This window comes from Halomonas sp. AOP43-D1-4, assembly GCF_052446175.1.
Taxonomy (GTDB): domain Bacteria; phylum Pseudomonadota; class Gammaproteobacteria; order Pseudomonadales; family Halomonadaceae; genus Vreelandella; species Vreelandella citrativorans.
This window is the reverse complement of sequence record NZ_JBQSVY010000004.1, coordinates 201,598-224,537: the sequence shown is the minus strand read 5'-3', so window position 1 is coordinate 224,537 and position 22,940 is coordinate 201,598. Positions and strand designations below refer to the sequence as shown.

21 protein-coding genes are annotated in these 22,940 nt (G+C 58.2%); 12 read left to right on the top strand and 9 right to left on the bottom strand.

The features are described from left to right. Positions 1–309 precede the first annotated feature (309 nt). Positions 310–963, top strand: a complete 654-nt coding sequence (gene yihA / locus ACT3RQ_RS06140) for a ribosome biogenesis GTP-binding protein YihA/YsxC (RefSeq protein WP_172116843.1) — start codon at positions 310–312, stop codon at positions 961–963. Here the strand turns inward: yihA and ACT3RQ_RS06135 are convergent. From ACT3RQ_RS06135 to argH, 7 genes are read right to left on the bottom strand one after another with little or no spacing between them, the layout of a single operon-like run. Then, positions 952–1,692 (bottom strand): HAD family hydrolase, encoded by a 741-nt coding sequence (locus ACT3RQ_RS06135; protein ID WP_087110461.1) that lies wholly within the window; start codon positions 1,690–1,692, stop codon positions 952–954. The genes yihA and ACT3RQ_RS06135 overlap by 12 nt on opposite strands. Beyond that, a complete protein-coding gene (locus ACT3RQ_RS06130; RefSeq protein WP_087110458.1) occupies positions 1,689–2,600 on the bottom strand; it encodes a tyrosine recombinase XerC in 912 nt (303 codons plus the stop codon). Before ACT3RQ_RS06130 ends, ACT3RQ_RS06135 begins: the two co-directional genes overlap by 4 nt. After that, complete coding sequence (locus tag ACT3RQ_RS06125) at positions 2,593–3,303, bottom strand: DUF484 family protein (protein ID WP_087110456.1); 711 nt, start codon at positions 3,301–3,303, stop codon at positions 2,593–2,595. Before ACT3RQ_RS06125 ends, ACT3RQ_RS06130 begins: the two co-directional genes overlap by 8 nt. Positions 3,304–3,336: 33 nt before the next feature. After that, on the bottom strand, positions 3,337–4,170 hold the full coding sequence (gene dapF, locus ACT3RQ_RS06120) for a diaminopimelate epimerase (protein WP_193054045.1): 834 nt from the start codon (positions 4,168–4,170) through the stop codon (positions 3,337–3,339). Continuing rightward, positions 4,170–5,441 (bottom strand): diaminopimelate decarboxylase, encoded by a 1,272-nt coding sequence (gene lysA, locus ACT3RQ_RS06115; protein WP_444680144.1) that lies wholly within the window; start codon positions 5,439–5,441, stop codon positions 4,170–4,172. The genes dapF and lysA overlap by 1 nt, the downstream gene beginning before the upstream one ends. 23 nt (positions 5,442–5,464) lie before the next feature. Further along, entirely contained in the window at positions 5,465–5,587 is a 123-nt protein-coding gene (gene lptM, locus ACT3RQ_RS06110; RefSeq protein WP_087110450.1) for an LPS translocon maturation chaperone LptM, read from the bottom strand. Beyond that, complete coding sequence (gene argH, locus ACT3RQ_RS06105; RefSeq protein ID WP_087110448.1) at positions 5,584–6,987, bottom strand: argininosuccinate lyase; 1,404 nt, start codon at positions 6,985–6,987, stop codon at positions 5,584–5,586. Before argH ends, lptM begins: the two co-directional genes overlap by 4 nt. Positions 6,988–7,281: 294 nt before the next feature. Between argH and hemC the strand changes: the two genes are divergently transcribed. Genes hemC through ACT3RQ_RS06085 form a run of 4 tightly spaced genes read left to right on the top strand, consistent with a single transcriptional unit; the run spans position 7,282 to position 11,775 of the window. After that, complete coding sequence (hemC, locus tag ACT3RQ_RS06100; protein WP_444680143.1) at positions 7,282–8,226, top strand: hydroxymethylbilane synthase; 945 nt, start codon at positions 7,282–7,284, stop codon at positions 8,224–8,226. Further along, complete coding sequence (locus ACT3RQ_RS06095) at positions 8,223–9,044, top strand: uroporphyrinogen-III synthase (protein ID WP_444680142.1); 822 nt, start codon at positions 8,223–8,225, stop codon at positions 9,042–9,044. Before hemC ends, ACT3RQ_RS06095 begins: the two co-directional genes overlap by 4 nt. 17 nt (positions 9,045–9,061) lie before the next feature. Further along, positions 9,062–10,516: a uroporphyrinogen-III C-methyltransferase gene (locus tag ACT3RQ_RS06090; RefSeq protein ID WP_444680141.1), complete on the top strand. Its 1,455-nt coding sequence runs from the start codon at positions 9,062–9,064 to the stop codon at positions 10,514–10,516. Further along, the gene (locus ACT3RQ_RS06085) at positions 10,513–11,775 is read left to right on the top strand and encodes a heme biosynthesis HemY N-terminal domain-containing protein (protein ID WP_444680140.1); all 1,263 of its coding nucleotides are present in this window, start codon (positions 10,513–10,515) and stop codon (positions 11,773–11,775) included. The genes ACT3RQ_RS06090 and ACT3RQ_RS06085 overlap by 4 nt, the downstream gene beginning before the upstream one ends. A gap of 78 nt (positions 11,776–11,853) precedes the next feature. Here ACT3RQ_RS06085 and mscL read toward each other — a convergent pair whose 3' ends face one another. Continuing rightward, the gene (mscL, locus tag ACT3RQ_RS06080; protein ID WP_193054051.1) at positions 11,854–12,369 is read right to left on the bottom strand and encodes a large-conductance mechanosensitive channel protein MscL; all 516 of its coding nucleotides are present in this window, start codon (positions 12,367–12,369) and stop codon (positions 11,854–11,856) included. A gap of 344 nt (positions 12,370–12,713) precedes the next feature. On the opposite strand from mscL, the gene ACT3RQ_RS06075 reads away from it, so the two are divergent. The 7 genes from ACT3RQ_RS06075 (at position 12,714) to etfB (ending at position 21,933) form a co-directional block, all read left to right on the top strand. Then, positions 12,714–13,850, top strand: a complete 1,137-nt coding sequence (locus tag ACT3RQ_RS06075) for a GlxA family transcriptional regulator (RefSeq protein WP_444680139.1) — start codon at positions 12,714–12,716, stop codon at positions 13,848–13,850. 197 nt (positions 13,851–14,047) lie between these two features. Further along, positions 14,048–15,025 (top strand): dipeptidase, encoded by a 978-nt coding sequence (locus ACT3RQ_RS06070; protein ID WP_193054053.1) that lies wholly within the window; start codon positions 14,048–14,050, stop codon positions 15,023–15,025. A 96-nt stretch (positions 15,026–15,121) separates the two neighbouring features. Then, complete coding sequence (locus ACT3RQ_RS06065; RefSeq protein ID WP_192526879.1) at positions 15,122–15,655, top strand: DUF5943 domain-containing protein; 534 nt, start codon at positions 15,122–15,124, stop codon at positions 15,653–15,655. Between the two features lie 11 nt (positions 15,656–15,666). Continuing rightward, the gene (gene dgcA / locus ACT3RQ_RS06060; protein ID WP_193054054.1) at positions 15,667–17,739 is read left to right on the top strand and encodes a dimethylglycine demethylation protein DgcA; all 2,073 of its coding nucleotides are present in this window, start codon (positions 15,667–15,669) and stop codon (positions 17,737–17,739) included. An 84-nt stretch (positions 17,740–17,823) separates the two neighbouring features. Then, entirely contained in the window at positions 17,824–19,845 is a 2,022-nt protein-coding gene (locus tag ACT3RQ_RS06055) for a (Fe-S)-binding protein (protein WP_444680138.1), read from the top strand. Continuing rightward, positions 19,842–21,119 (top strand): electron transfer flavoprotein subunit alpha, encoded by a 1,278-nt coding sequence (etfA, locus tag ACT3RQ_RS06050; RefSeq protein WP_444680137.1) that lies wholly within the window; start codon positions 19,842–19,844, stop codon positions 21,117–21,119. Before ACT3RQ_RS06055 ends, etfA begins: the two co-directional genes overlap by 4 nt. Then, positions 21,109–21,933 (top strand): electron transfer flavoprotein subunit beta, encoded by an 825-nt coding sequence (gene etfB, locus ACT3RQ_RS06045; protein ID WP_444680136.1) that lies wholly within the window; start codon positions 21,109–21,111, stop codon positions 21,931–21,933. Before etfA ends, etfB begins: the two co-directional genes overlap by 11 nt. Positions 21,934–22,021: 88 nt before the next feature. On the opposite strand, the gene ACT3RQ_RS06040 is transcribed toward etfB, so the two are convergent. Next, positions 22,022–22,909 (bottom strand): DMT family transporter, encoded by an 888-nt coding sequence (locus tag ACT3RQ_RS06040; RefSeq protein ID WP_444639560.1) that lies wholly within the window; start codon positions 22,907–22,909, stop codon positions 22,022–22,024. Positions 22,910–22,940: the final 31 nt, after the last annotated feature.

The window sequence follows — 22,940 nt, the reverse complement described above, 5'->3', positions numbered from 1 at the left end:
CGTTCATAACGACGCTCATGATGACTCTAAGGACGGTTCTAATAACGACTCACTATGCGATTCAAGGGCTACGCTATTCATAACGGTGGGCGCTATCTGGCATGTCAAATAGGGTGCTCAACCTACCGATTAGTCGCTGTTGGCTTAAGCCCAGTGGTACACTAACGCCCCAGGTCACAGGTATCACCGCTTTTTAGCACAATGCTTGACCTGACTGACGGGGCAATTCGTCGCAGTGCGGCGTGCCATGTCATTATACGCGTGGTTAACGCAGACTGTTTTATAGGTTCGATTTTCAGGATTCATTCCATGTCCACCCCTCAAGATAGCCCCGTCGCTCGGTTGAACTACCCTACCGCCAAATTTGTTATCAGCGCCCCAACACTGGCTACCTGCCCTGACGATACGGGTGCTGAAGTGGCGTTTGCAGGACGCTCTAACGCGGGCAAATCGAGCGCCATCAACGCGCTCACGCAACAGAACGGCCTCGCCCGCACTTCGCGCACGCCAGGGCGCACACAATTGATCAACTTTTTCAGCGTCATGAACGACGAGGCACGGCGTCTGGTTGACCTTCCAGGCTACGGTTATGCGAAAGTGCCAGAAGCCGTCAAAATCGAGTGGCAACAGCATTTGTCTGACTACCTGCGGGGTCGTTTTAGCCTACGCGGGCTGGTGCTGTTGATGGACGTTCGTCATCCGCTGACCGAGTTTGACCAGATGATGCTGAGCTATGCCGACCAGCGCAATATGCCGGTACATATTCTGCTAACCAAGGCCGACAAGCTGAAAAAAGGCCCGGCAAGTGCCTCGCTGCAAAAAGTCCGTTCTCGCTTAAAAGAGTGGGAAGACCTGGTGTCAGTTCAGCTTTTCTCATCACTCAAGCGCCAGGGCGTCGATACACTTTCGCAAAAGCTTGACCAGTGGCTGCATACGCCACCGGAAGACACCTCAGGCCACTGAACCGTCCAGCTTATCCAATATACCCGGCAGCTCTTTAATATGTGCGATGCGGTGTACCCTGGGCGGCAGCGCCTGGCTCTGGTCGCTTGAGACCCACACCGCATGCATGCCCAGCTGCTGAGCCGGTAAAATATCCTCTTCCCACGAGTCGCCGACGTGCATGGCGCACTCGGGCGTGACATTAAGCCTTGAAAGCGCCGTTAGAAAGGGCGTGTGTTCCGGCTTAGGGGCCAGAAGCTCGCCTGCAGCAATCGCCACCGGAAAATACGCCGCCAACGGCTGACGCTTTAAATGAATATTGCCGTTGGTAATGGCCGCCAGCTGGTAGCGTTCGCCTAACGCGGAAAGCAGGCCCGCCGCTTCCGGATGCGGAGAAACCTGGATACGCAGGCGATGAAACTCGTTCATGGCCGCTGCCGCCCACAAAATGGCCGCACTCCGGGGCAGGCCCTCGGCTTCCAGCTGCGCTTCCAGAGCGCGCAGGCGTAGCCAGGTAAAGTCGCCGCGCCGCTCGGGCACATCTTTAGCGAACTGCTGGCGGCGCTGTAAATAGTCCTCCACGCCCGCCTCATAATCCAGCGACAGCGGCGCCTCTTGACGCGTAGCGCGCCAGATACTCAGCGCCTCAAGTAACCAGCCGTAATGCCCCTCCTCCGTGCGTAGCATCACGCCCTGGTTATCCCAAAGCGTATCGTCTAAATCAAACGTGATAGCTGCTAGTGCGGTCATGGTGTGTTTCCAGAAGGGCGGCGCTTGGCGCGTGGGTGGGCGGCGTCATAGCTGGTCGCCAAATGCTGCCAGTCGAGCCGAGTATATACCTGGGTGGTGGAGAGGTTTGCGTGGCCTAACAGCTCCTGAACCGCACGCAGATCCTGGCTTGATTCAAGCAAATGGCTGGCAAACGAGTGGCGCAACCGGTGAGGATGCAAGTGCTCGGGCAAGCCCCGGCTAACAGAGAGTTGGGCAAGGCGTTTTTGAATGGCTCGATGCCCCAGCCGCGCCCCACGCTGGCCCACAAAAAGCGCCGTTTCACCCTCTGGTGCCATGGTTGCCCGGCAGGCAATCCACTCCGCCAGGGTGTGCTGGGCGCGCTGCCCCACAGGCACCTGGCGTGGTTTACTGCCTTTGCCTATCACACGTACCCGGCTGGTCTGCAGATCGTGAAGGTCCAGCGCGGCAAGTTCTGCCAGGCGCAAACCACTGGAGTAAAAAAGCTCCAACATGGCCTGGTCGCGTACGGCCAAGGGTGAGCCATCATGCGGGCTATCCAGAAAATGGGCCAATGCATCCACATCGACCGGGCGCGGCAAGTGGCTGGGTTGTTTAGGCGTGCGCAGTAGCGCGACCGGGTTATCGGCAAGAATTCCCTGCTTGACCAGGTCATCGGCAAAGCGCGAAAGCGCCGCTCGGCGTCGTGCAAGGCTGCGTGCGCCAAGCCCACGGCTGCGCTCTGTGCCTAGAAAAGTGCGCAGCAGCGCCGTATCCAGCAGCGCTGGGTCCTGTATTTCGCGCTGCTCGGCAAACCGGCACAGGGCGCTTAAATCCTGCTGATAGGCGGCGACGGTTGCCGGGCTTGCATGTTGGCCTAGCGCGCCGATATAGCGTGCCACCGCTGCGGCAAGAAGCGACTCAGCCATACGTTTCCAAGCGAATTAAAAGCCGTGCCACGATATCCCCAAGATACTCGGTAAACAGCGTATCCATGCTGGCGCGATAGCAGTCAGGGTTGGGGCTTGCCAGTAGCAGGTATCCCAGCGACTCGCCCGCCGAGAGGCGCGAGATAGCGCAGGAGCCCGCTTTACGTGGCGCTTTAGTGTGCGGCAATAGGCACTTCCAGTCGCTAACGCTTAACTTGGCACAGCGGCTGGTTTTACCGTCCAGTAACGCGGCCAAACGTGTACTGGCGTGCTGGTCCAGCACATGGCGCGGAGGCTGGGGCATGGTGGGTTCGCTATCGCTTAACGACGCCGGGCACCAAAGTGCCATCGCGGGCGTATCAAAGCGCTCGTTAAGCTGAGTCGCCAGAGCTTGCGCCAAGGCGTCACGGCTATCCGCTTCGACCAGCGCCATCAGGGTTTCCCGTAGGCGCCGATACTGAGCTTCGTTGTGCCGAGCAGTTTCCAGTAAGTGCTCCAGGCGATCTTCGGCCTTTTCCGCCCGCTGACGCAAGTCCAGCACCAGCCTCTCAAGCAGCGATACCGCACCATCAATATGTGGGTGCGGTACTTTAAGCTGCTGCAACAACCCTTCACGGCCTACAAAAAAATCGGGATGCCGGGCAAGCCAAAATGCTACCTGGTCTGGATCGAGCGTCTTGCGCGGTTCAGGGGCTTGAGACATCACCGTTCTCCTTGTATCCGTTACGCGTCACTATCAATTAAGTGCTACGCGACCATCAAAAACGCGTGTAGCCGGACCGACCATAATCAGCGACGCTTCCGGGTCGGGCCACTCGATCGTCAGCTCGCCGCCGGGCAGGTGAACGCTCACCGGGCTTTTCAGGATGCCTTGGCGGATTCCGCTAGCAACGGCGGCGCACGCACCGGTACCACAAGCAAGCGTTTCGCCACTGCCCCGCTCAAATACCCGCAGACGAATCTGGTTAGCCGAAAGAACCTGCATAAAGCCCACGTTAACACGCTTGGGGAAGCGAGGGTGCGCTTCCATCAACGGCCCAAAACGCTCAACCTGGGCGCGCTCAACGCTTTCCACTTGCAATACCGCGTGGGGATTACCCATGGATACCACACCAATGTGAAGCGTTTCACCGTCGACCTCAAGTTCGTGTAATGGTTGGTCACCTGGGGCCTCAAAGGGCAGTGCTGCCGGGCTAAAGCGCGGCCGCCCCATATCGACACGCACAAGGCCATCGTGCTGTACGTGCAAAACCAGCGGGCCACCGGCTGTTTCTACGTGAATCTCATGCTTGTGGGTCAAGCGCTGGTCGCGCACAAAGCGCGCAAAGCAGCGAGCGCCGTTGCCACAGTTCTCCACTTCACTTCCGTCGGCATTGAAAATACGGTAGCGAAAGTCCATCTCGGGATTGCGGGGCGGCTCAACCACCAGCAGCTGATCAAAACCAATCCCAAAGCGACGATCAGCCAGCTGTTGGATATGCTCTTCACGCAGCCGGGCACGCTGGGTTACCAGGTCAACGACCATAAAGTCGTTGCCCAGGCCGTGCATTTTGGTGAAATGCAGAAGCATTAGCGCGCTCCTTCAGGCAGCAGCGCTTCGCCCGCCCAAAGGCTTTCGACCGTTTCCCGACGCCGTACCACGTGACACGTATCGCCATCGACCATTAGCTCGGCCGGGCGCGGGCGGCTGTTATAGTTGGACGCCATAACAAAGCCGTAAGCGCCCGCTGAACGCACCGCGAGAAGATCGCCTTCAGCAATCGCAAGCTCACGCTCTTTACCCAGAAAGTCGCCGGTTTCGCACACCGGGCCGACCACGTCATACACCGCACTTGGGCGAGCTTCACGAGTGTCCACCGGCACGATAGCCTGCCACGCCTGATACAGCGCCGGGCGAATCAGGTCGTTCATGGCCGCATCAACAATGGCGAAGTTCTTGGTTTCGCCGGGCTTCAGGAATTCAACCCGCGTCAGCATGACGCCTGCATTGGCGGCAATAGAGCGGCCTGGTTCAAACAGCAGCGTCAGATTTTCGCCGCCTTCCCAGCGCGACAGGCGAGCGAGTAGCTGGCTTGCGTAATCAAACGGCTGCGGGGGCGTTTCATCCCGGTAAGGCACGCCCAAACCGCCGCCCAGGTCCAAATGATCAATCTCGATACCCCGTTCGCGCAGGCGCTCCATCAGCATCAATAGCCGATCCAGCGCGTCCAAAAACGGAGCGGTTTCGGTCAACTGCGAACCAATATGGCAATCCAGCCCCTTCACCTGAAGATTCGGCAGGCTGGCCGCCAGCTCGTAAACCTCTAGCGCGTCATCGACCGCGATGCCAAACTTGTTGTCCTTGAGCCCGGTGGAGATATACGGATGAGTGCCCGCGTCCACGTCCGGATTAACGCGCAGCGAAACCGGGGCAACGTTACCCAGCTCCCCTGCTACAGCGTTTAAGCGCTCCAACTCAGGACGGGATTCAACGTTAAAGCACTTGATGCCCACCTCAAGCGCGCGGGCCATTTCGTGGGGCTGCTTGGCAACACCCGAGAACACCACTTTCGCAGGGTCTCCTCCGGCTGCCAGCACGCGCTCAAGCTCACCAATGGAGACAATATCAAACCCGGCGCCTAGCCTTGCAAGCAGGCCCAGTACCGCCAGGTTAGAGTTGGCTTTAACGGCGTAGCAGATCAGATGCGGGTGACCACCAAGCGCTTCGGTGTAAGCGCGAAAGTGGCGCTCAAATGTTGCCTTGGAATAAACGTAACAGGGCGTGCCGTGCTCTGCGGCAATCTGCGAAAGCGGCACATCTTCGGCGTAAAGCACGCCGTCGCGGTAGTTAAAATGATCCATAATGTCGTCTCTCCTGCAGCCGCTTACCCAGCCTGTTCGGCCACACCGTTATCGGGTGAGTTATCGTCGGGCAGGTAAAGCGGTCCCTTCTGACCGCAACCCGCGACGAATAAAGCGATGATCGCGATAAGCGCTAATGTTTTCATGCCTGACCCTGCAGTAACGAGAGCGCCTCGCGGGCACGCTGTGCTGCGGCACGCACCTGATTGGGCGCCGTACCGCCAATGTGATTACGCGCGGCCACCGAGCCTTCCAGCGTCAGTACGTCAAAAACATCCTGCTCGATGATAGAGGAGAACTGTTGAAGCTCTTCCAGACTCATTTCCGAGAGATCTTTTTGGGTTTTCAGGCCGTAAGCAACCGACTGACCGACGATTTCATGGGCATCGCGGAAGGCAACACCTTTACGGACCAGGTAGTCGGCAAGGTCGGTGGCGGTAGAGAACCCACGCCGCGCCGCTTCATACATGCTGTCTTTTTTCGGCTCAATGGCAGGCACCATATCCGCGAACGCTTTCAAGCAGTCGCGCACCGTATCCACCGCGTCAAACAGCGGCTCCTTATCTTCCTGATTATCCTTGTTGTAGGCCAGCGGCTGCGACTTCATCAGCGTCAGCAGGCCCATCAAATGACCATATACGCGGCCTGTTTTACCGCGTACCAGCTCCGGCACGTCAGGGTTTTTCTTCTGCGGCATAATGGAAGAGCCGGTGCAGAAGCGGTCAGGCAGGTCGATAAAGTCAAACTGGGCGCTGGTCCACAGCACCAACTCTTCGCTCATGCGCGACAGGTGCATCATCAAGATGCTGGCAAAGCTGGTGAATTCAATCGCGAAGTCGCGATCCGATACGGCATCCAGCGAGTTTTCCGCCGGGCGATCAAAGCCCAGCAGCTCTGCGGTGACGTGGCGGTCAATCGGGTACGTAGTACCCGCCAGCGCAGCGGCGCCCAGCGGCAGTACGTTAACGCGTTTACGGCAATCCAGCAGGCGCTCATGGTCACGGGCGAGCATTTCCTGCCAAGCCAGCAGATGATGACCAAAGGTGACCGGCTGGGCGGTTTGCAGGTGCGTAAAGCCGGGCATGATGGTATCGGCTTCGCGGTCGGCAAGCTCGATCATACCTTCGCGCAGGCGCTTTAATTCCACCTCAATGACGTCAATCTCGTCGCGCATAAACAGGCGGATGTCGGTCGCTACCTGATCATTACGCGAACGACCGGTGTGAAGCTTCTTGCCAGTGATACCGATCTTGTCGGTCAGGCGTGCTTCGATATTCATGTGGACGTCTTCAAGCGGCACCGACCAGTTAAATTCGCCGCGCTCGATTTCACCTTGAATTTCGGTCAAACCGTTAATAATCGCGTCGCGTTCTTCGTCGGTCAGCACGCCTACGCGACTAAGCATGGTAGCGTGGGCAATAGAGCCCTGAATATCCTGGCGCGCAAGGCGCTGGTCAAAGGTGACAGACGCGGTAAAACGCGCCACAAAGGCATCGGTGGGCTCGCTGAAGCGACCGCCCCAGGACTGATTCGTAGCTTGGCTCATCGGAGGTATATCCTGCTGACAAAACAAAAGAGTCGATGGCGGAAAGTGTAACAGAGTCATTGCGCTTATGGCTTGAGTTCGGGCCGCCCACATTTGCAGAATAATGGCGTTTGGCCCGCCGAGCACTTATCTTTAAGGCAATTCTTTAAGACTGCTCTTGGAGACAGCTTTTGAAGACAGTGGCTTAAAACAGCTTCTTAAAAACAGCCAGTTATTTTTACTGTGCGCCCGGGTGCTTTATGATGAGACACATCATAGCTTGACGCGCCGCGTCAGCGGCAAAGGGAGAATAACGTGTCATCCATCACCAAACTGCGTATTGCTACGCGGAAAAGTCAGTTGGCCATGTGGCAAGCCGAGCACGTCCGTGACCGCTTGATGGCTGCCCATGAGGGCCTTGAGGTTGAGCTGGTCGCGCTCTCTACTAAAGGCGACAAAATTCTCGACACCCCTCTGTCTAAAATTGGCGGCAAGGGGCTATTTGTTAAAGAGCTGGAAGACGCCATGCTGGATGGCCGCGCGGATATTGCCGTCCACTCGATGAAGGATGTCCCCATGCTTTTCCCCGAAGGCTTAGGGCTTTCGGTTATTTTAGAGGGTTCAGATCCTACTGATGCGTTTGTATCCAACCATTATAAAAGCATCGATGAATTGCCTGAAGGGGCCAAAATAGGCACCGCCAGCCTGCGTCGCGGACTCCAACTTCGTGAAGCTCGCCCTGACCTGCAAATTCTCAGCCTGCGCGGCAACGTGCAAACCCGACTGGCCAAACTGGACGATGGTGAATTCGATGCCATTATCCTGGCGACCTCTGGCTTAAAACGCTTGGGCCTTGAAGAGCGTATTGCCCAGGCACTGCCGCCAGAAGTGTGCCTGCCCGCCTGCGGCCAAGGCGCGCTGGGCATTGAGTGCCGCCTGCATGACCCGGAACTGATCGGCCTGCTGGCTCCGCTGGATGACCCGGACACCGCCACCCGCGTACGTGCCGAACGCGCCATGAACACGCGCCTGGAAGGCGGCTGCCAAGTACCGATTGCCGGTTTCGCGGTGCTCGACAAGACCAATGAGACGATGTGGCTGCGTGGGCTAGTGGGCAATCCTGAGGGCACCGAAGTATTGCGTGCTGAAGGCCGCGGCTCAATGTACGAGCCTGAAGCACTGGGCATCCGTATTGCCGAAGAGCTGCTTGACCAGGGTGCAGGCGATATTTTGGCCGAGGTCTACGGCAACCACGTATGACACAGCCAGTGCTGATCTGCCGACCAGGCAAGCGCGGTGAAATGCTTGCCAATACGCTGCGCGCAACGGGCGCTTGGGTAGAGCCAATGGCGGTGATGAGCCTTCAAGCGCTACCAGAAGACCCGCTGATGCGCCGTGTCTGGCTGGATATTGACCAGTACGACAAGATAATAGTGGTTAGCCCCTTCGCAGCCCTGTGTTTAGGTAACGCGTTGGACCGCTACTGGCCACAGCTGCCCACTGGCATTGCTTATTATGGCGTGGGGAGCGCTACGGCAGAGGCACTGTTTGACCAGTTGGGCGTACGGGTACGCATCCCATCAGCAGCGGCTGACAGACCCGGTGCTGACCAACAAAAGGCTGGAAATGAGCGCGGCGATAACACCAGCGAGGCACTTTTAGCGCTCGCCTCACTGAAGAATGTCGCACATCAGCGGATATTACTGGTGGCGGGAGAAGGTGGCCGAACGCTACTGGCCGAGACGCTGACAGAACGCGGTGCTCAGATGACCCGGGTCGCTGTGTATCGGCGCATTTTTCAGCCGCCTTCGGCCTCACTCCAGGCCCGCCTTGCTACGGGAGATTTTCGAGCACTCATCGTCACCAGCAGCGAACTGCTCGAACATCTGGCAAAATGGTGTGATCAAACAGCGTTGAACCAACCGCTAATCGTTTCCAGTCAGCGTTTAGCTACACTGGCCGGTACACTGGGTTTTTGTGACCTCAAGGTGGCGTCGGGAGCAACGCCAGCTGCCCTTGCAGCTGCGTTGGGCAGGTCCTGTAATCCTATGGGTGCCGATGTCGATCAAGGAACTTAATTAAGGGCTAGCGACAGATGAGCAAACAACCAAACGACCAGGAAGACGTACAAAAAGCGTCCGCCGACGCGCCTCAAAAAAGCGCCACGCCGGGCGAAACTGCCGCGTCTACCTCAACTCCCTCGCCATCAAGCGCGGTTGAAAGCAGCCCACCCGCAAGCTCGGCTGCCGAACCATCAAGCAACGCGCCTAAAAATGCTAGCTCTCGTCGGCGTGGCAAAAACAGCGGCAAACCTGACGCGGCCTCTGCCACCGCCCCCCCTCCCAGTACGACGCCTAACAGCGAAAAACCGACAGCCAGCGTTACAGAACCTGCCACGGCTAAAAAAGAGCCCGATGGCAATACGGCAACGCCCAATCGCCCCTCCGGTAACGGTGGAAAAGGCACAACGCCGCCTCCCCCAAGTGGAGGTGAGCAGCATAAAGGCCGCAAAGGCGGCCTGTTAGCCTTGGTGTTGGTACTGGTGCTGGGCGTGGCGCTTATTGTGGTGGCCTGGCAAGGCTGGCAACGCCTTAATAGCCAGCAACAGCGCATCAATGCGTTAAGCCAACAGACTGACAGCAGCGCGACGCAGCAATCCGTGAGCGAGCTTGAATCACGCATTGAAAGCAGCGAACGCGAACGTACCCAGGCCCTTGATGGCACGCTGGAAGAGTTACGCAGCGAGCTTGATAGCTACCGCAGCGACGTCAACAGCACGCTGGATGACGTGCTGAACCAGCTTTCCCAGACGCAAGACACCGACGACCGCGATTGGCTACATGCAGAAGCGGCCTATCTGCTGCGCCTGGCAAATCAGCGCCTCCAGCTTGAAGGCGATGTTGACGGTGCTGCTGCGCTGCTGCGTACCGCCGACGCCCGCCTGGCGGATGCTGACAACCCAGCGCTAACCGCCGTGCGTCGTGATATTGCTAACGAGCTTGCCGAACTGGATGGCGTGCCGCGTGTGGATCGTACGGGACTCTATCTAGCGCTTAATGCGCTGCAAGAACGCGTTTCCAGCCTGCGTCTTTCGCAGGAAGTGGAAGAAAGCGCCGTCACCTCCGGCATTGAGCAGCCGCCTACCGGCAACTTCCAGCGTCAACTGGCACGTTTTGGTGAAGAGCTTAAAGACCTGGTCGTGATTCGTCATCACGACGAACCGATGGAAATGCTGGTCACTCCCGAGCAAGAGTCGTACCTGCGCCAAAGCCTGCGCTTGATTCTTGAGCAGGCCCAGCTTGCCCTGTTGAAAGAGGAGCAGCCGCTGTATGAAGCCAGTATCGATAAAGCGCTGGAATTACTTAACGGCTACTACGACCTGGACAGCGAGGCCACGCAAAGCGTGATCTCAAGCCTTCAGGAGCTTAAGCAAGCGGATATTGAGCCCGAACTGCCGGATATCAGCGCCTCCCAGCAGGCCATGACCCACTTTATTGAAAACCGCTTCAGGACGCGCCAGCAAAATGGCGAAGAGGGAGGTGATGCATGAGAAAACTTATTCTCCTGCTGGTCGCGGGCCTAGCCGTCGGTGCCCTGTTTGGGCACCTGATGATGTCAGTACCTGGTTATTGGTTAATTCGGGTAGGTGAAACCTCGGTCCAGACCTCGTTCTGGTTTGGCCTGATTCTGCTGCTGGCCGCATTTATTGTGGTGCATTTTGCACTGCGGCTGCTGACCGGCATCCTTCGTCCTGTGGGCCGTTTCCGTACCTGGAACAGCCGTGCGCGTAATCGCCGTGCCATGAAGCGTACCGTGCGTGGTTTGGTCGCCTTGACGGAAGGCCGCTGGAAAAAAGCCGAAAAAACCCTGGTCCACGCCGCCAATGACTCCAGCACGCCGCTAGTTAACTACCTGTCGGCCGCCCTGGCAGCACACTACCAGGGTAACCACACTAAATCTCAAGAGCACCTGAACCAGGCCCAGCTCACCACCGAAGGCGCCGACACGGCCATTGGCTTGATGCAGGCGCAGCTGATGATTGATCGACAGCAGCCTGAAGAGGCGCTGGCAATTCTGAATCGCCTGGACAGAAAACTAAGCGACCACCCGCAGGTACTGAAACTGCTCAAGCAGGTACACCTGAGCGTCAACGACTGGGAGGGCTTGCGCTGGCTGCTGCCACGCCTGGCTGCCCAAAAGCTGATTGCCCAGCAGGAGCGCGAGCAGCTTGAATTCAAGGCGTACCGTGAGCTGATTCTGTTTGAAGCTAAAAATCCCGGTAATATCGAGCGTGTTCGCGGCCTCTGGGCAGACATGCCCGAGTACCTGCGCGGCAACACCGAACTGGTCGTGCTGTATACCGATGCGCTGGTCCAGTCGAACGAAGAGAGCATCGCCGAGCGTCTGCTAAACCACTCGCTGGATCATCACTGGGATGCCCGGTTGGTGAAGCGTTATGGCCTGCTTAACGTGCATGCGGCGCGCCAACTGACAAAAACTGAAAAGTGGCTGCAAGAGCGCCCCAATGACCCCGAGCTACTGCTAACCTGTGGCCGCCTCTCCCTGCGTACCGGCAAGTGGGAAAAAGCTCTGGAGTACTTTGAGGCCAGCCAGCGCCAGCGCCCCAATGGTGAGGTGTGTGCCGAGCTTGCGCGTCTCTACGCAAGCCTTGGCGAACACAATAAAAGCCAGCTTTACTACCGTCACAGCGTAGAAATGCTAGCGCAGTCACTGCCTTCGCTCCCCCAGCCCAGCGATGCCAGCGACAGCCAAAAATCGGATACGCAAGCGACCAAAAAACGCGCTTAAGGTACACTACGAAAAAAGGGGCGTCCTACTAGGCGCCCCTTTTTTATGCCGTTGATCCGTCCTGAATAGCGTTTCCCGTCACGCCTGCGGTGGAGGCGTTGCCGCCTTTAGAGACTGCTCTTCAGCTTGCGTGGGTACGGGCAGCTCTGACGTACAGTGTCCGCAGCGGGTCGCTTTGATAGGCACCGTCATAAAGCAGTAGGGGCAGGGTTTTTCGACCGGACTTTTGGGCGCTTCTACCTCTTCACGCTTTAAGCGGTTGATGGTTCTCACCAGCATGAAGACCACAAAGGCAACAATCGTAAAACTGACGACCGCATTGATAAACAGGCCAAGGTTGAGGGTCACCGCACCATCTGCCTGAGCCGCCGCAAGTGTGGGGTACGATGCTGACGTTGCTCCCTCTCGGAGCACGACAAACAGGTTAGAGAAATCGATACCGCCGACCAACAGGCCGATCACCGGATTCATGACATCTTTTACCAGGCTTTGCACAATCAGTGTAAACGCGCCGCCGATAATGATGCCCACCGCCATGTCTACCACATTGCCTTTAACGGCAAACTCGCGGAACTCCTTGAAAAACCTGGCCATTGATGCCTCCTTACGCATTCAGATTATGAGCTTATAGCGTTTTTGTGTGCAAAGCCTTTGGGTTCAATGACTTATTAAAAAGACGCTGAATGTTGAAAAAACGTTTCGCTAATCACTGACACCCGCTTAGTATCGGTATTTACCGCCTTTAAAACGACCTCAAGCATTCTATTTGCGACACCCGTTGAGTTGCCTTTCAGATTGCTTTGTCAGTATAAGCGTCATTCGTGCCAATATGCAGGCAAGCAGCACGTATCTAGCGCAGGGGCTCACAACAAGACACCAGCGACATAGAACGATAATAAAAAGAACATCAATGATGTTAGGTGATAGAGGTAAAGACCATGACCACCGATCAATCCAAAAAAACCATGCCAATAGGTCACTCGCACATACCGCAAACGCTCGGTTTTCTGCTGCTGGACAACTTCACCCTCATTTCGCTGGCGTCAGCGATTGAACCACTGCGTATGGCAAACCAGTTGGCGGGGCGAGAGCTTTACCGCTGGTATACCTTGACTCAGGACGGTGCACCGGTGCGCGCCAGCGACGGCCTTAATGTGACGCCGGACGCCTCTATCCATGCGCCGCTCTCACTTGATTGGGTAGTCGTATGTGGCGGGGTCGCTCCTCAGCACAGCGTTAGCCGCGAGCATATTCAATGGCTACAGGCTCAGTCGCGCCAGCTGCGACGCTTGGGTGCTATCTGTACCGGTAGCTGGGCGCTGGGTCAGGCGGGTTTACTGGATCATTATGAAATCAGCATTCATTGGGAGTGCCTGGCCTCTCTTCAGGAAGCCTTTCCGAAAATCGTCCTGACGACGCGGCTGTTTTCCATTGACCGTGACCGTTTCACTGCCTCGGGCGGCACGGCGCCGCTGGATATGATGCTCAACCTGATCGCTCACGATCACGGCAAGGAGCTTTCCGCCGGTATTTCCGAAATGTTCGTCTATGAGCGTATGCGCAACGAGCAGGATCAGCAGCGCGTGCCGTTAAAACACGTGCTGGGTACGACGCAGCCCAAGTTGCTGGAAATCGTCGCGTTGATGGAATCCAACCTTGAAGAGCCACTTGAGCTTGATGAGCTGGCAAGCTATGTCGATGTTTCCCGCCGCCAGCTGGAGCGACTGTTCCAGCGTTACTTACACTGTTCGCCTTCCAGGTATTACCTAAAGCTGCGCCTGGTCAGGGCGCGACAACTGCTCAAGCAAACGCCTCTCTCGATCATTGAGATTGCCTCGGTATGTGGCTTTGTTTCTACCCCGCATTTTTCCAAGTGCTATCGGGAATGTTTTGGTATTCCGCCACGCGATGAGCGCTTGGGCATCCATACACGCCAAAAAGCGCCGGAAAAGATTCCTCCGCTGCTGAAGCGCTGGGGAGCAGAACCTGTCAGCAACGAGCCGGCATCAAGCGCGCTGCTGGCTCTAGCCTATGCCCAAGGCGAACCCACCTTTGCCAGCGTTCCTCTTGGCTAAACGGGTGTACCACCGCTGAACTAGAGCTGCCGCAAGGCGGCTCTTTTTTTTGTACCGTGTTTTCTGTTTATTCACCAGGCTTCCTGCGCCTGCATTTCTCATGATGACGCTTTTGGAATTTCCATCGTCGTTTCCAAGAGCAGATAGGCACCACCTCAGCGCTATGCTCCCTACATAAACAATTCAGGAGCCACGTTATGAACCCTGCCGAATTACACCAGGACGCCATCATCATTGACGGCCTAATCATTGCCAAATGGAATCGCGAACTGCTGGAAGACATGCGCCGTGGCGGCCTGACGGCAGCCAACTGCACTGTCTCGGTTTGGGAGGGGTTCAAAGCAACGGTGGACAATATTGTCGCCTCCAACAAACTGATGGAAGAGTGCAGCGACCTGGTTCGCCCGGTGCGTACCACCGCCGACATCATGCGCGCCAAGGAAGAGGGCAAGACCGGGATCATCTTTGGGTTCCAGAATGCGCACGCCTTTGAAGATCAGATCGGCTACGTCGAGATCTTCAAACAGCTCGGTGTGGGCATTGTGCAGATGTGCTACAACACCCAAAACCTGGTCGGCACCGGCTGCTACGAGCGTGACGGCGGGCTGTCCGGCTTTGGCCGCGAGATCGTTGCCGAAATGAACCGTGTGGGTATGCTGTGCGATCTTTCCCACGTAGGCGCCAAGACCTCTGAAGAAGTCATTCTTGAGTCCAAAAAGCCGGTGTGCTACTCCCACTGCCTGCCCTCCGGACTCAAGGAACACCCGCGCAACAAGTCGGATGCAGAGCTCAAGTTCATCGCCGACCACGGCGGCTTTGTCGGCGTCACCATGTTCACCCCGTTCCTCAAGAAGGGCGTTGATTCGACCATCGACGACTACTGCGAAGCGATTGAGTACATCATGAACATCGTGGGTGAAGACGCCATCGGTATCGGCACCGATTTCACCCAAGGCCATGACCAGAACTTCTTTGAGTGGCTGACCCACGACAAGGGCTATGCCCGCCGCCTGACCAGCTTCGGCAAGATCATTAATCCCGAAGGTATCCGTACTATCGGCGAATTCCCCAACTTGACAGAGGCGCTTCTCAAGCGCGGCCTGAGCGAATCTCAGGTCAGAAAAATCATGGGCGAGAACTGGGTTAGAACCTTGAAGGATGTGTGGGGCGAATAAGTACATGCACAGCCTGTACTGCCGTTCGACGAGACCCTGGAAGCCACTGAATAACTCAATGTCTTTTGAATAAATATAAGTGTAAGGAATACAACCGTGACCAAAACCGCCCCCGAGCTCCCGATTGACGTCGACAGCGAAACCGGTATCTGGACAACCGACGCGCTGCCGATGCTGTATGTCCCGCGCCACTTCTTCGTCAACAACCACGTCGCCATTGAAGAGGCCCTGGGTGCTGAAAAATACGCCGACATCCTCTACCAAGCGGGCTATAAAAGCGCTTGGCACTGGTGTGAAAAAGAGGCCGAACTCCACGGTATGGAAGGCGTGGACGTGTTCGAGCACTACATGAAGCGTCTTTCGCAGCGCGGCTGGGGCATCTTCGTGACTGAAGAGATTGACCTGAATGCAGGCACGGCCCGTGTGCGCCTTGAACACAGCGCCTTCGTGTATCAGATGGGCAAAGTGGACCGTAAAATCGAGTACATGTTCACCGGCTGGTTTGCCGGTGCCATGGACCAGATTCTGAGTGCGCGTGGAAGCTCGCTGCGCACGGTTGCCGAACAGACCCAAAGCGGCGCCGAAAAGGGCTGTGAGTACGGCCTGTTTGTTGTCACGCCCAAGAACTGAGGATCGCTGCCATGGCATTTGAGGCACTGTTCAAGCCGATCCAGATCGGCAACCAAACCATTCGTAACCGTGTGGTCAGTACGGCCCACGCCGAGGTGCACGCCACCGACGGCGGCATGACCACGGACCGCTACGTCAAATACTACGAAGAGAAGGCCAAGGGCGGCTGCGGCCTGTGCATCTGTGGCGGCTCGTCGATTGTTTCCATCGACAGCCCCCAGGGCTGGTGGAGTTCGGTCAATCTCTCGACCGACCGCATCATCCCGTACTTTCAGAACCTGGCCGATGCCGTGCACAAGCATGGCGGCAAGATCATGATCCAGATCACCCACATGGGCCGTCGCTCACGCTGGGATGGCTTCGACTGGTCGACGCTGGTATCGCCGTCGGGCATTCGCGAGCCAGTGCATCGCTCGACCTGCAAGACGATCGAAGTAGAAGAGATCTGGCGCATTATCGGTGACTTCGCCCAGGCCGCGCGCCGGGCGAAGGAAGGCGGTCTCGACGGCGTTGAGCTCTCTGCCGTACACCAGCACCTGATTGATCAGTTCTGGAGCCCGCGCGTCAACAAGCGCACCGATGAGTGGGGCGGCAGCTTCGAAAATCGCATGCGTTTTGGCATGGAAGTGATCAAGGCGGTGCGCGCCGAGGTGGGCAATGACTTTGTGGTGGGCCTGCGCATTACCGGGGACGAGTTCCACCCCGATGGCCTCGACCACGAGGAAATGAAGCGCATCGCGGCCTACCATGACGCCACCGGCATGATCGACTACTTCGGCGTGATAGGCTCTGGCTGTGATACCCACAACACCCTGGCCAACGTCATTCCGAACATGTCGTTTCCGCCCGAGCCCTTCCTGCACCTGGCCTCGGGCATCAAGGAAGTGGTCAATGTGCCGGTCATCCATGCCCAGAACATCAAGGACCCCAATCAGGCCCAGCGTATTCTTGAAGGTGGCTACGTGGACCTGGTGGGTATGACCCGTGCTCATATTGCCGACCCGCACATCATCGCCAAAATCAAGATGGGCCAGATCGACCAGATTAAGCAGTGCGTGGGTGCCAACTACTGCATCGACCGGCAGTACCAAGGACTCGACGTGCTGTGTATTCAGAACGCCGCGACCGCACGTGAATACATGGGGCTGCCGCATATTGTCGAGAAAAGCGAAGGCCCCAAACGCAAGATAGTCATCGTGGGCGGTGGCCCAGGGGGCATGGAAGCGGCACACGTATGCGCCAAGCGCGGTCATGATGTCACCCTGTTTGAAGCCCAGGATCAGCTCGGTGGTCAGATCACTCTGGCCTCGAAAGCCCCCCAGCGCGATCAGATTGCTGGCATCACTCGCTGGTACCAGCTGGAGCTGGCACGCCTTGAGATCGACCTGCGCCTGAATACCCGTGCCGACGAAGCGACCATTGCTGATCTGCGCCCGGACATAGTAATTCTGGCTACCGGTGGGCAGCCGTTCCTCTCCCAGGTACCGGAGTGGGGTTACGACAGCGACCTGGGCAAGAGCCTGGTGGTCAGCACTTGGGACATTCTTAGCGGCAGCGTAGCGCCGGGCAAGAATGTACTGGTCTACGACACTATCTGCGAGTTCTCCGGCGTTTCAGCGGCCGACTACCTGGCAGACAAGGGATCAAAGGTCGAGATCGTTACCGACGATATCAAGCCGGGTGCCGCGGTGGGTGGCACCACCTTCCCGACCTACTACCGCAGCCTGTACGAGAAAGAGGTGATCATGACCTCGGATCTCGCCCTGCATAAGGTATATCGCGAAGGCGACTCACTGGTGGCGGTGCTTGAAAACGAGTACTCCGGCGCGCTAGAAGAGCGGGTGGTGGATCAGGTGGTGGTGGAAAACGGCGTGCGCCCGGATGAAGCCCTCTACTACAGCCTCAAGGAGCAGTCGCGTAACAAGGGCCAGACCGATATCGAAGCGCTCTACGCGATCAAGCCTCAGCCCTGTCTGTCTGAAAGCGGCGATGGCTTCGTGCTGTTCCGTCTGGGTGACTGCACCGCGCCACGCAACACGCATGCCGCCATTTATGACGCGCTGCGGTTATGCAAGGACTTCTGACCCACTAACGCTGTAAGCTGAATGTCATGGGCCATCAGGCTCATGACATTTCGTACTTACGGTGTCTCTGAGAGGAGAGACGCCATGCTTGATACCCTCCTACCGATACTGCTGTTTTCTGCGCTGTTACTGGCTGCCATTGGTGCTGTGCGCCGTGTGCGTCTGTGGCGCCAGGGGCGGCCCTCTCCTGCACCGATTATCCGCGGCCTGATGCAGGTACCCAGGCGCTACCTGGTGGATCTACACCACGTTGTCGAGCGGGATAAACTCATCTCCCATACCCACGTGGCCACCGCGGGCGGCTTTGTGCTGGCCGCATTACTGGCAATTGTGGTGCATGGCTTTGGGCTTGATAGCACTATCTTGGCCTGGGTATTGCTGGCCGCCACGGTGAGCATGTTCCTGGGTAGTTTAGTGGTTGCCAAGCGGCGCAGCCCGCCACCCTCACGGCTTTCCAAAGGGCCGTGGATGCGCCTGCCCAAGAGCCTAATGGCGTTCTCCATCGGCATGTTCGTGGTGACGCTGCCCACTGCCGGTATTCTGCCAGAAGGCTTTTTCCAAAGCGGAGCAGGCTGGCTGGCTGCACTGGTGCTGGCCGGTGTCATCACTTGGGGCCTTGGCGAGATGTTCTTCGGCATGACCTGGGGCGGGCCGATGAAACACGCTTTTGCCGGCGCCCTGCACCTGGCCTTTCATCGCCGCCCCGAGCGTTTTTCCAAGCGCGCTGGCGGAGAGCACCGCTCAACCGGGCTCAAACCGTTGGCGCTGGATGACGAAAGTGCCAAGCTCGGCGTTGAGGTACCGGCTGACTTCACCTGGAACCAGCTGTTAGGCTTTGATGCCTGCGTTCAGTGTGGGCGCTGTGAAGCCGTCTGCCCGGCCTTTGCCGCCGGCCAGCCGCTCAACCCCAAGAAGCTGATTCAGGACATGGTGGTCGGCATGGCAGGCGGCACCGACGCCCACTATGCAGGCTCGCCCTACCCCGGCAAGCCGGTCGGTGAGTATGGCGGCAGCCCCCACGACCCGATTGTTGCCCGCACGGGTAGCGCATTGGTGGATGCCGAAACGTTGTGGTCCTGCACGACCTGCCGCGCCTGCGTTGAAGAGTGCCCCATGATGATTGAGCACGTTGATGCCATCGTCGATATGCGCCGCTTTCTGACCCTGGAGCACGGTAATACGCCCAATAAGGGCGCCGAAGTGCTAGACAACCTGATTGCGACCGACAACCCCGGCGGCTTCGAACCTGACTCACGCCTGCACTGGGCGGCAGACCTCAATCTGCCGCTGATGGCCGACAAGCGCGAAGCCGAGGTGCTGCTGTGGCTGGGCGACGGCGTGTTTGACATGCGCAACCAGCGCACGCTACGCGCGTTTATCAGTGTGCTGCGTGCTGCCGAGATCGATTTCGCCGTACTGGGTAATGAAGAGCGTGATAGCGGCGATGTCGCCCGCCGTCTGGGCGATGAGGCTACTTTCCAGAGTTTGGCGCGGCGCAACATTAAGACGCTGAGCCAGTACCGCTTCGCACGCATCGTTACCTGTGACCCGCACAGTTTCCACGTTCTGAAAAACGAGTACGCCGATCTCAGCACCGCCGACATGCCTTCCCGGTATGAGGTTTTCCATCACAGCACCTATATCAACCAGCTCGTCACTGACGGCAAGCTCACGTTCAAAGCCTGGAAAGGCGGCAACGTGACTTATCACGACCCCTGCTACCTGGGCCGCTATAACGGCGAATACGAAGCCCCACGCGCGGTGCTCAAGGCGCTAGGGATTGAGGTTAAGGAGATGGCCCGCTCTGGCTATCGCTCGCGCTGCTGCGGCGGCGGCGGCGGTGCACCGATCACCGATATTCCCGGCAAGCAGCGGATTCCCGATATGCGTATGGAAGATGTTCGCGAAACCGGTGCTGACCTGGTCGCGGTAGGCTGCCCACAGTGCACTGCGATGCTTGAAGGCGTGGTAGAACCCCGCGCTGACATCAAGGATATCGCCGAACTGGTCGCCGACGCGTTGATCATCACAACGCCTGACGAAAAGGCGACCCAAAGTAAGCCCGCGCCAGCATCACCGCGCGCCACCCTGGAGGTAATGCCATGAGCGAGCTTGTTCGTCGTGACCCTCGTAAAGAGTGGATCGCCCGCAACCGCCTGCACCCGCAACATCTTGAGATGCTCGCCGAACTGGGTGGCGGCGCAGTAGCCAGCGAATGGATGGGGCCTAACGGCGTGATGCGCCGCAACCCCCATGCGGTCGGCTTCATCGGTCCCAACGGCATTCGGCGCATTGATCGTAGCGGCGTCCAGCAGGCGGCACAGGCGCCAGGGCGCAGCGTTGAGGCCAAGGATACGAGGACGCCGGTCACTGTCGATACCCCCGCCTTTATGGTGGCGGTCGTACCGGATATGGCTGGTGGGCGCCTTTCCTCCCACGACCGTGATCTGTTAGGGCTTGCCCGCCAGCTAGCTGATGCCGACCCGGCCCAGCCTGGTGCCGTACTGGCCGTGGTGTTTGGCGAGCATAAAGAAACCACCTTTGACGAGGCGGGTATTGACCGGCTACTACACTTGGAAGGCGAATGTTTCTCGGGCTACCTGCCGGAGCTTAGCGTCGCCACCCTACAGAGCGTAGATCGTGAAATGACGCCCCGCTACTGGCTGCTACCCGACTCAAGTGTTGGCGGTGAGCTCGGCAGGCGCCTCGCCACAAGGCTTGGCGAGCGCCCGGCCGCGCAGGTATGGCAGGTCGAGGCAGATGCTGAAAGCGCAACCGGCTGGCGCTGTACCGCACGTGGTGCGGCAGGTAGAAACGACATTACCCGCGCCCTGCCCCGTATCGTACTGGCCTTGGCCGAGTGCGCCGACCCGGTCAGCGAAACCCGCCACGCGGCTGAGCCGATCACACTTTCTAACGGGCTTCCCGAAATACTCGGCCGCATTGAGGACATGGGCGAAGTCGCGGTGGACCCGGCCAGCGTATCGCTCGCGGAAGCAGAATTTATCCTTTCCGCTGGCAATGGCGTGAAAAGCTGGGATAGCTATCATCACGCTGCCGAGGTACTCGGCGCCACCAAAGGCGCCTCACGGGTGGTGGTGGATGACGGCTTTATGCCGCGCGACCGCCAAGTGGGCGCCACCGGCACCTGGGTCTCTGCCCGTGTTTATGTAGCGGTAGGAATTTCCGGCGCTATCCAGCATCTTCAGGGCATTCAGAGCTGCGAGAAGGTGGTGGCGATCAACCTCGATGAAGGCTGCGATATGGTCAAACGTGCCGACCTGGCAGTGATCGGCGATGCCAGCCAGATACTCGCTGCCCTTGTTACACGGGTTGAGCAGTACCGCGCTGAACAGCAGGAGAATCGCGATGCCGCATGATGTCAGTAACAAAAGTGCCAAGCAATCAGCCGCCAACGCGCTGAACGTCGCTGTACTGGTTTCGGTAGGCCAACACCCACTGACCGCGCGCGCACGCCGCGCCGACCAGGATGCCCGAGCGGTAGAAATGGCCCTGACGCTGGAAAACGCCTCGGTCAGCCTGCTACATGCCGGCCAGCAAAATAGCGATCATGAAGAGGCCATCCGCGGCTATCTCGGCATGGGCATCAACTCTGTTGGCTTGATCGAGCAGCAACCCCACGCCGATGTAATCCCCGCGCTGGCCAACGCGTTACGCGCCAGCGCCCCGCAGTTGGTGCTGACCGGTACTCGCGCCGAAACCGGCGAAGCCTCGGGTGTAACGCCCTACCTACTGGCCGAGGCGCTTGGCTGGCCGATCATTACCGGTCTAGCGGCGGTAGAAAAGGTCGAGCAGGGGGTGATCACGGTGCTGCAAGCATTGCCGCGCGGCAAGCGGCGGCGCCTGCGCATTCGTCTACCGGCGCTTGCCACGGTGGACAGCAGCGCGCCCGCTGCCCGCCAAAGTGCCTTTGGCCCCGCCAGGCGCGGCGAGTTAGCCCATCAAAAAGCGGCCAGCGAGCTTGATGAAGCACTAAGCACTTGGCAGTTCCAGCCAGCGCGCAAGCGTCCCAAGCGGCTTAAGATCGTTAAGTCATCATCGGCGCGTGACCGTTTCAAAGCCGCCGCTGCCAAGTCCGGCGGTGGTGGTGGGCAGACGCTTAACGACGTCACCCCAGAACAGGGTGCCGAAGCGATCTTCAAACTGCTCAAGGAGGAAGGAGTACTGCGTTAGGCGCACTGCTTCATGATAACGATACTGTCAGCCCGCCTTCTCGGCGGGCTTTTTAGTCCAGGTTCACAAGCGGCAAACGTCAAACGTACTACTTCCCCATAAAGCCCGGGTATAGCCGCAGGCGCTGCCTTTCCAAATGCAGGCCAATCCCCGCATGTACCATCAGCACGCTGATCACCACTGCCCCGCCCGCAAGCGTTGAGGCTGTGGGCTGTTCGCCCAACAACCACCATACCCAAAGCGTACCCAGCGCGGTTTCAACCAGATAGAACAACGCCACTTCCGTCGACGGCAGATAGCGGGTAGCGCTGTTGATCAGCACGGTGGCCAGCGGCATCTGAATAAGCCCCATCACCGCGAGGACGCCATAGCGTGGGGCATCCAGCGCAAACGGCGAAGCCAAAGGCAGCGCGATTGCCGCAGAAAGCAAGCCCCCGCCAGCAATCACCACGATGCGATCAATGCTCGGAAAGCGGCGCAGCACCGTCAAATTACCGCCAATCGCCGCTGCCGCCGCCAGCGCATAAAGATTGCCTACCAGCATGCCGTGAGCGCCCTCGCCCATAAAGACCAAACTCATGCCCAGCATGCAGACGGCGATCGCAACCAGCGTGCGCAAAGCGACACGCTCTTTGAGAAACACCCGTGAAAACAGGGCAGCGAACAACGGCGCAGTGCTAAGGATCACCACCACGTTGGCTACGTTGGCGTTCATCACCGCGAGTACGAAAAACGCCGAAATCAGCCCCAACAGTATTGCCGAAACCAGCGATGAAAAAGGGTTCACGCGTAGCGTGGCCAGTCGGTTGCCTCGACAACACGCAAGCCCCAGCACACAGAACATCAAAAAGCCGCGCCAGAAGACGATGGTCCAACCCTCGGTATCGGCAAGGCGGATCAGCAGGCCGTCGAAACTGAGAAACACCACCCCCAGTACCACCATCAACAGACCGCGCTGATAACCACTTAACTGCATGATATTGACTCCCGGTTGGCAGAAAAAGACA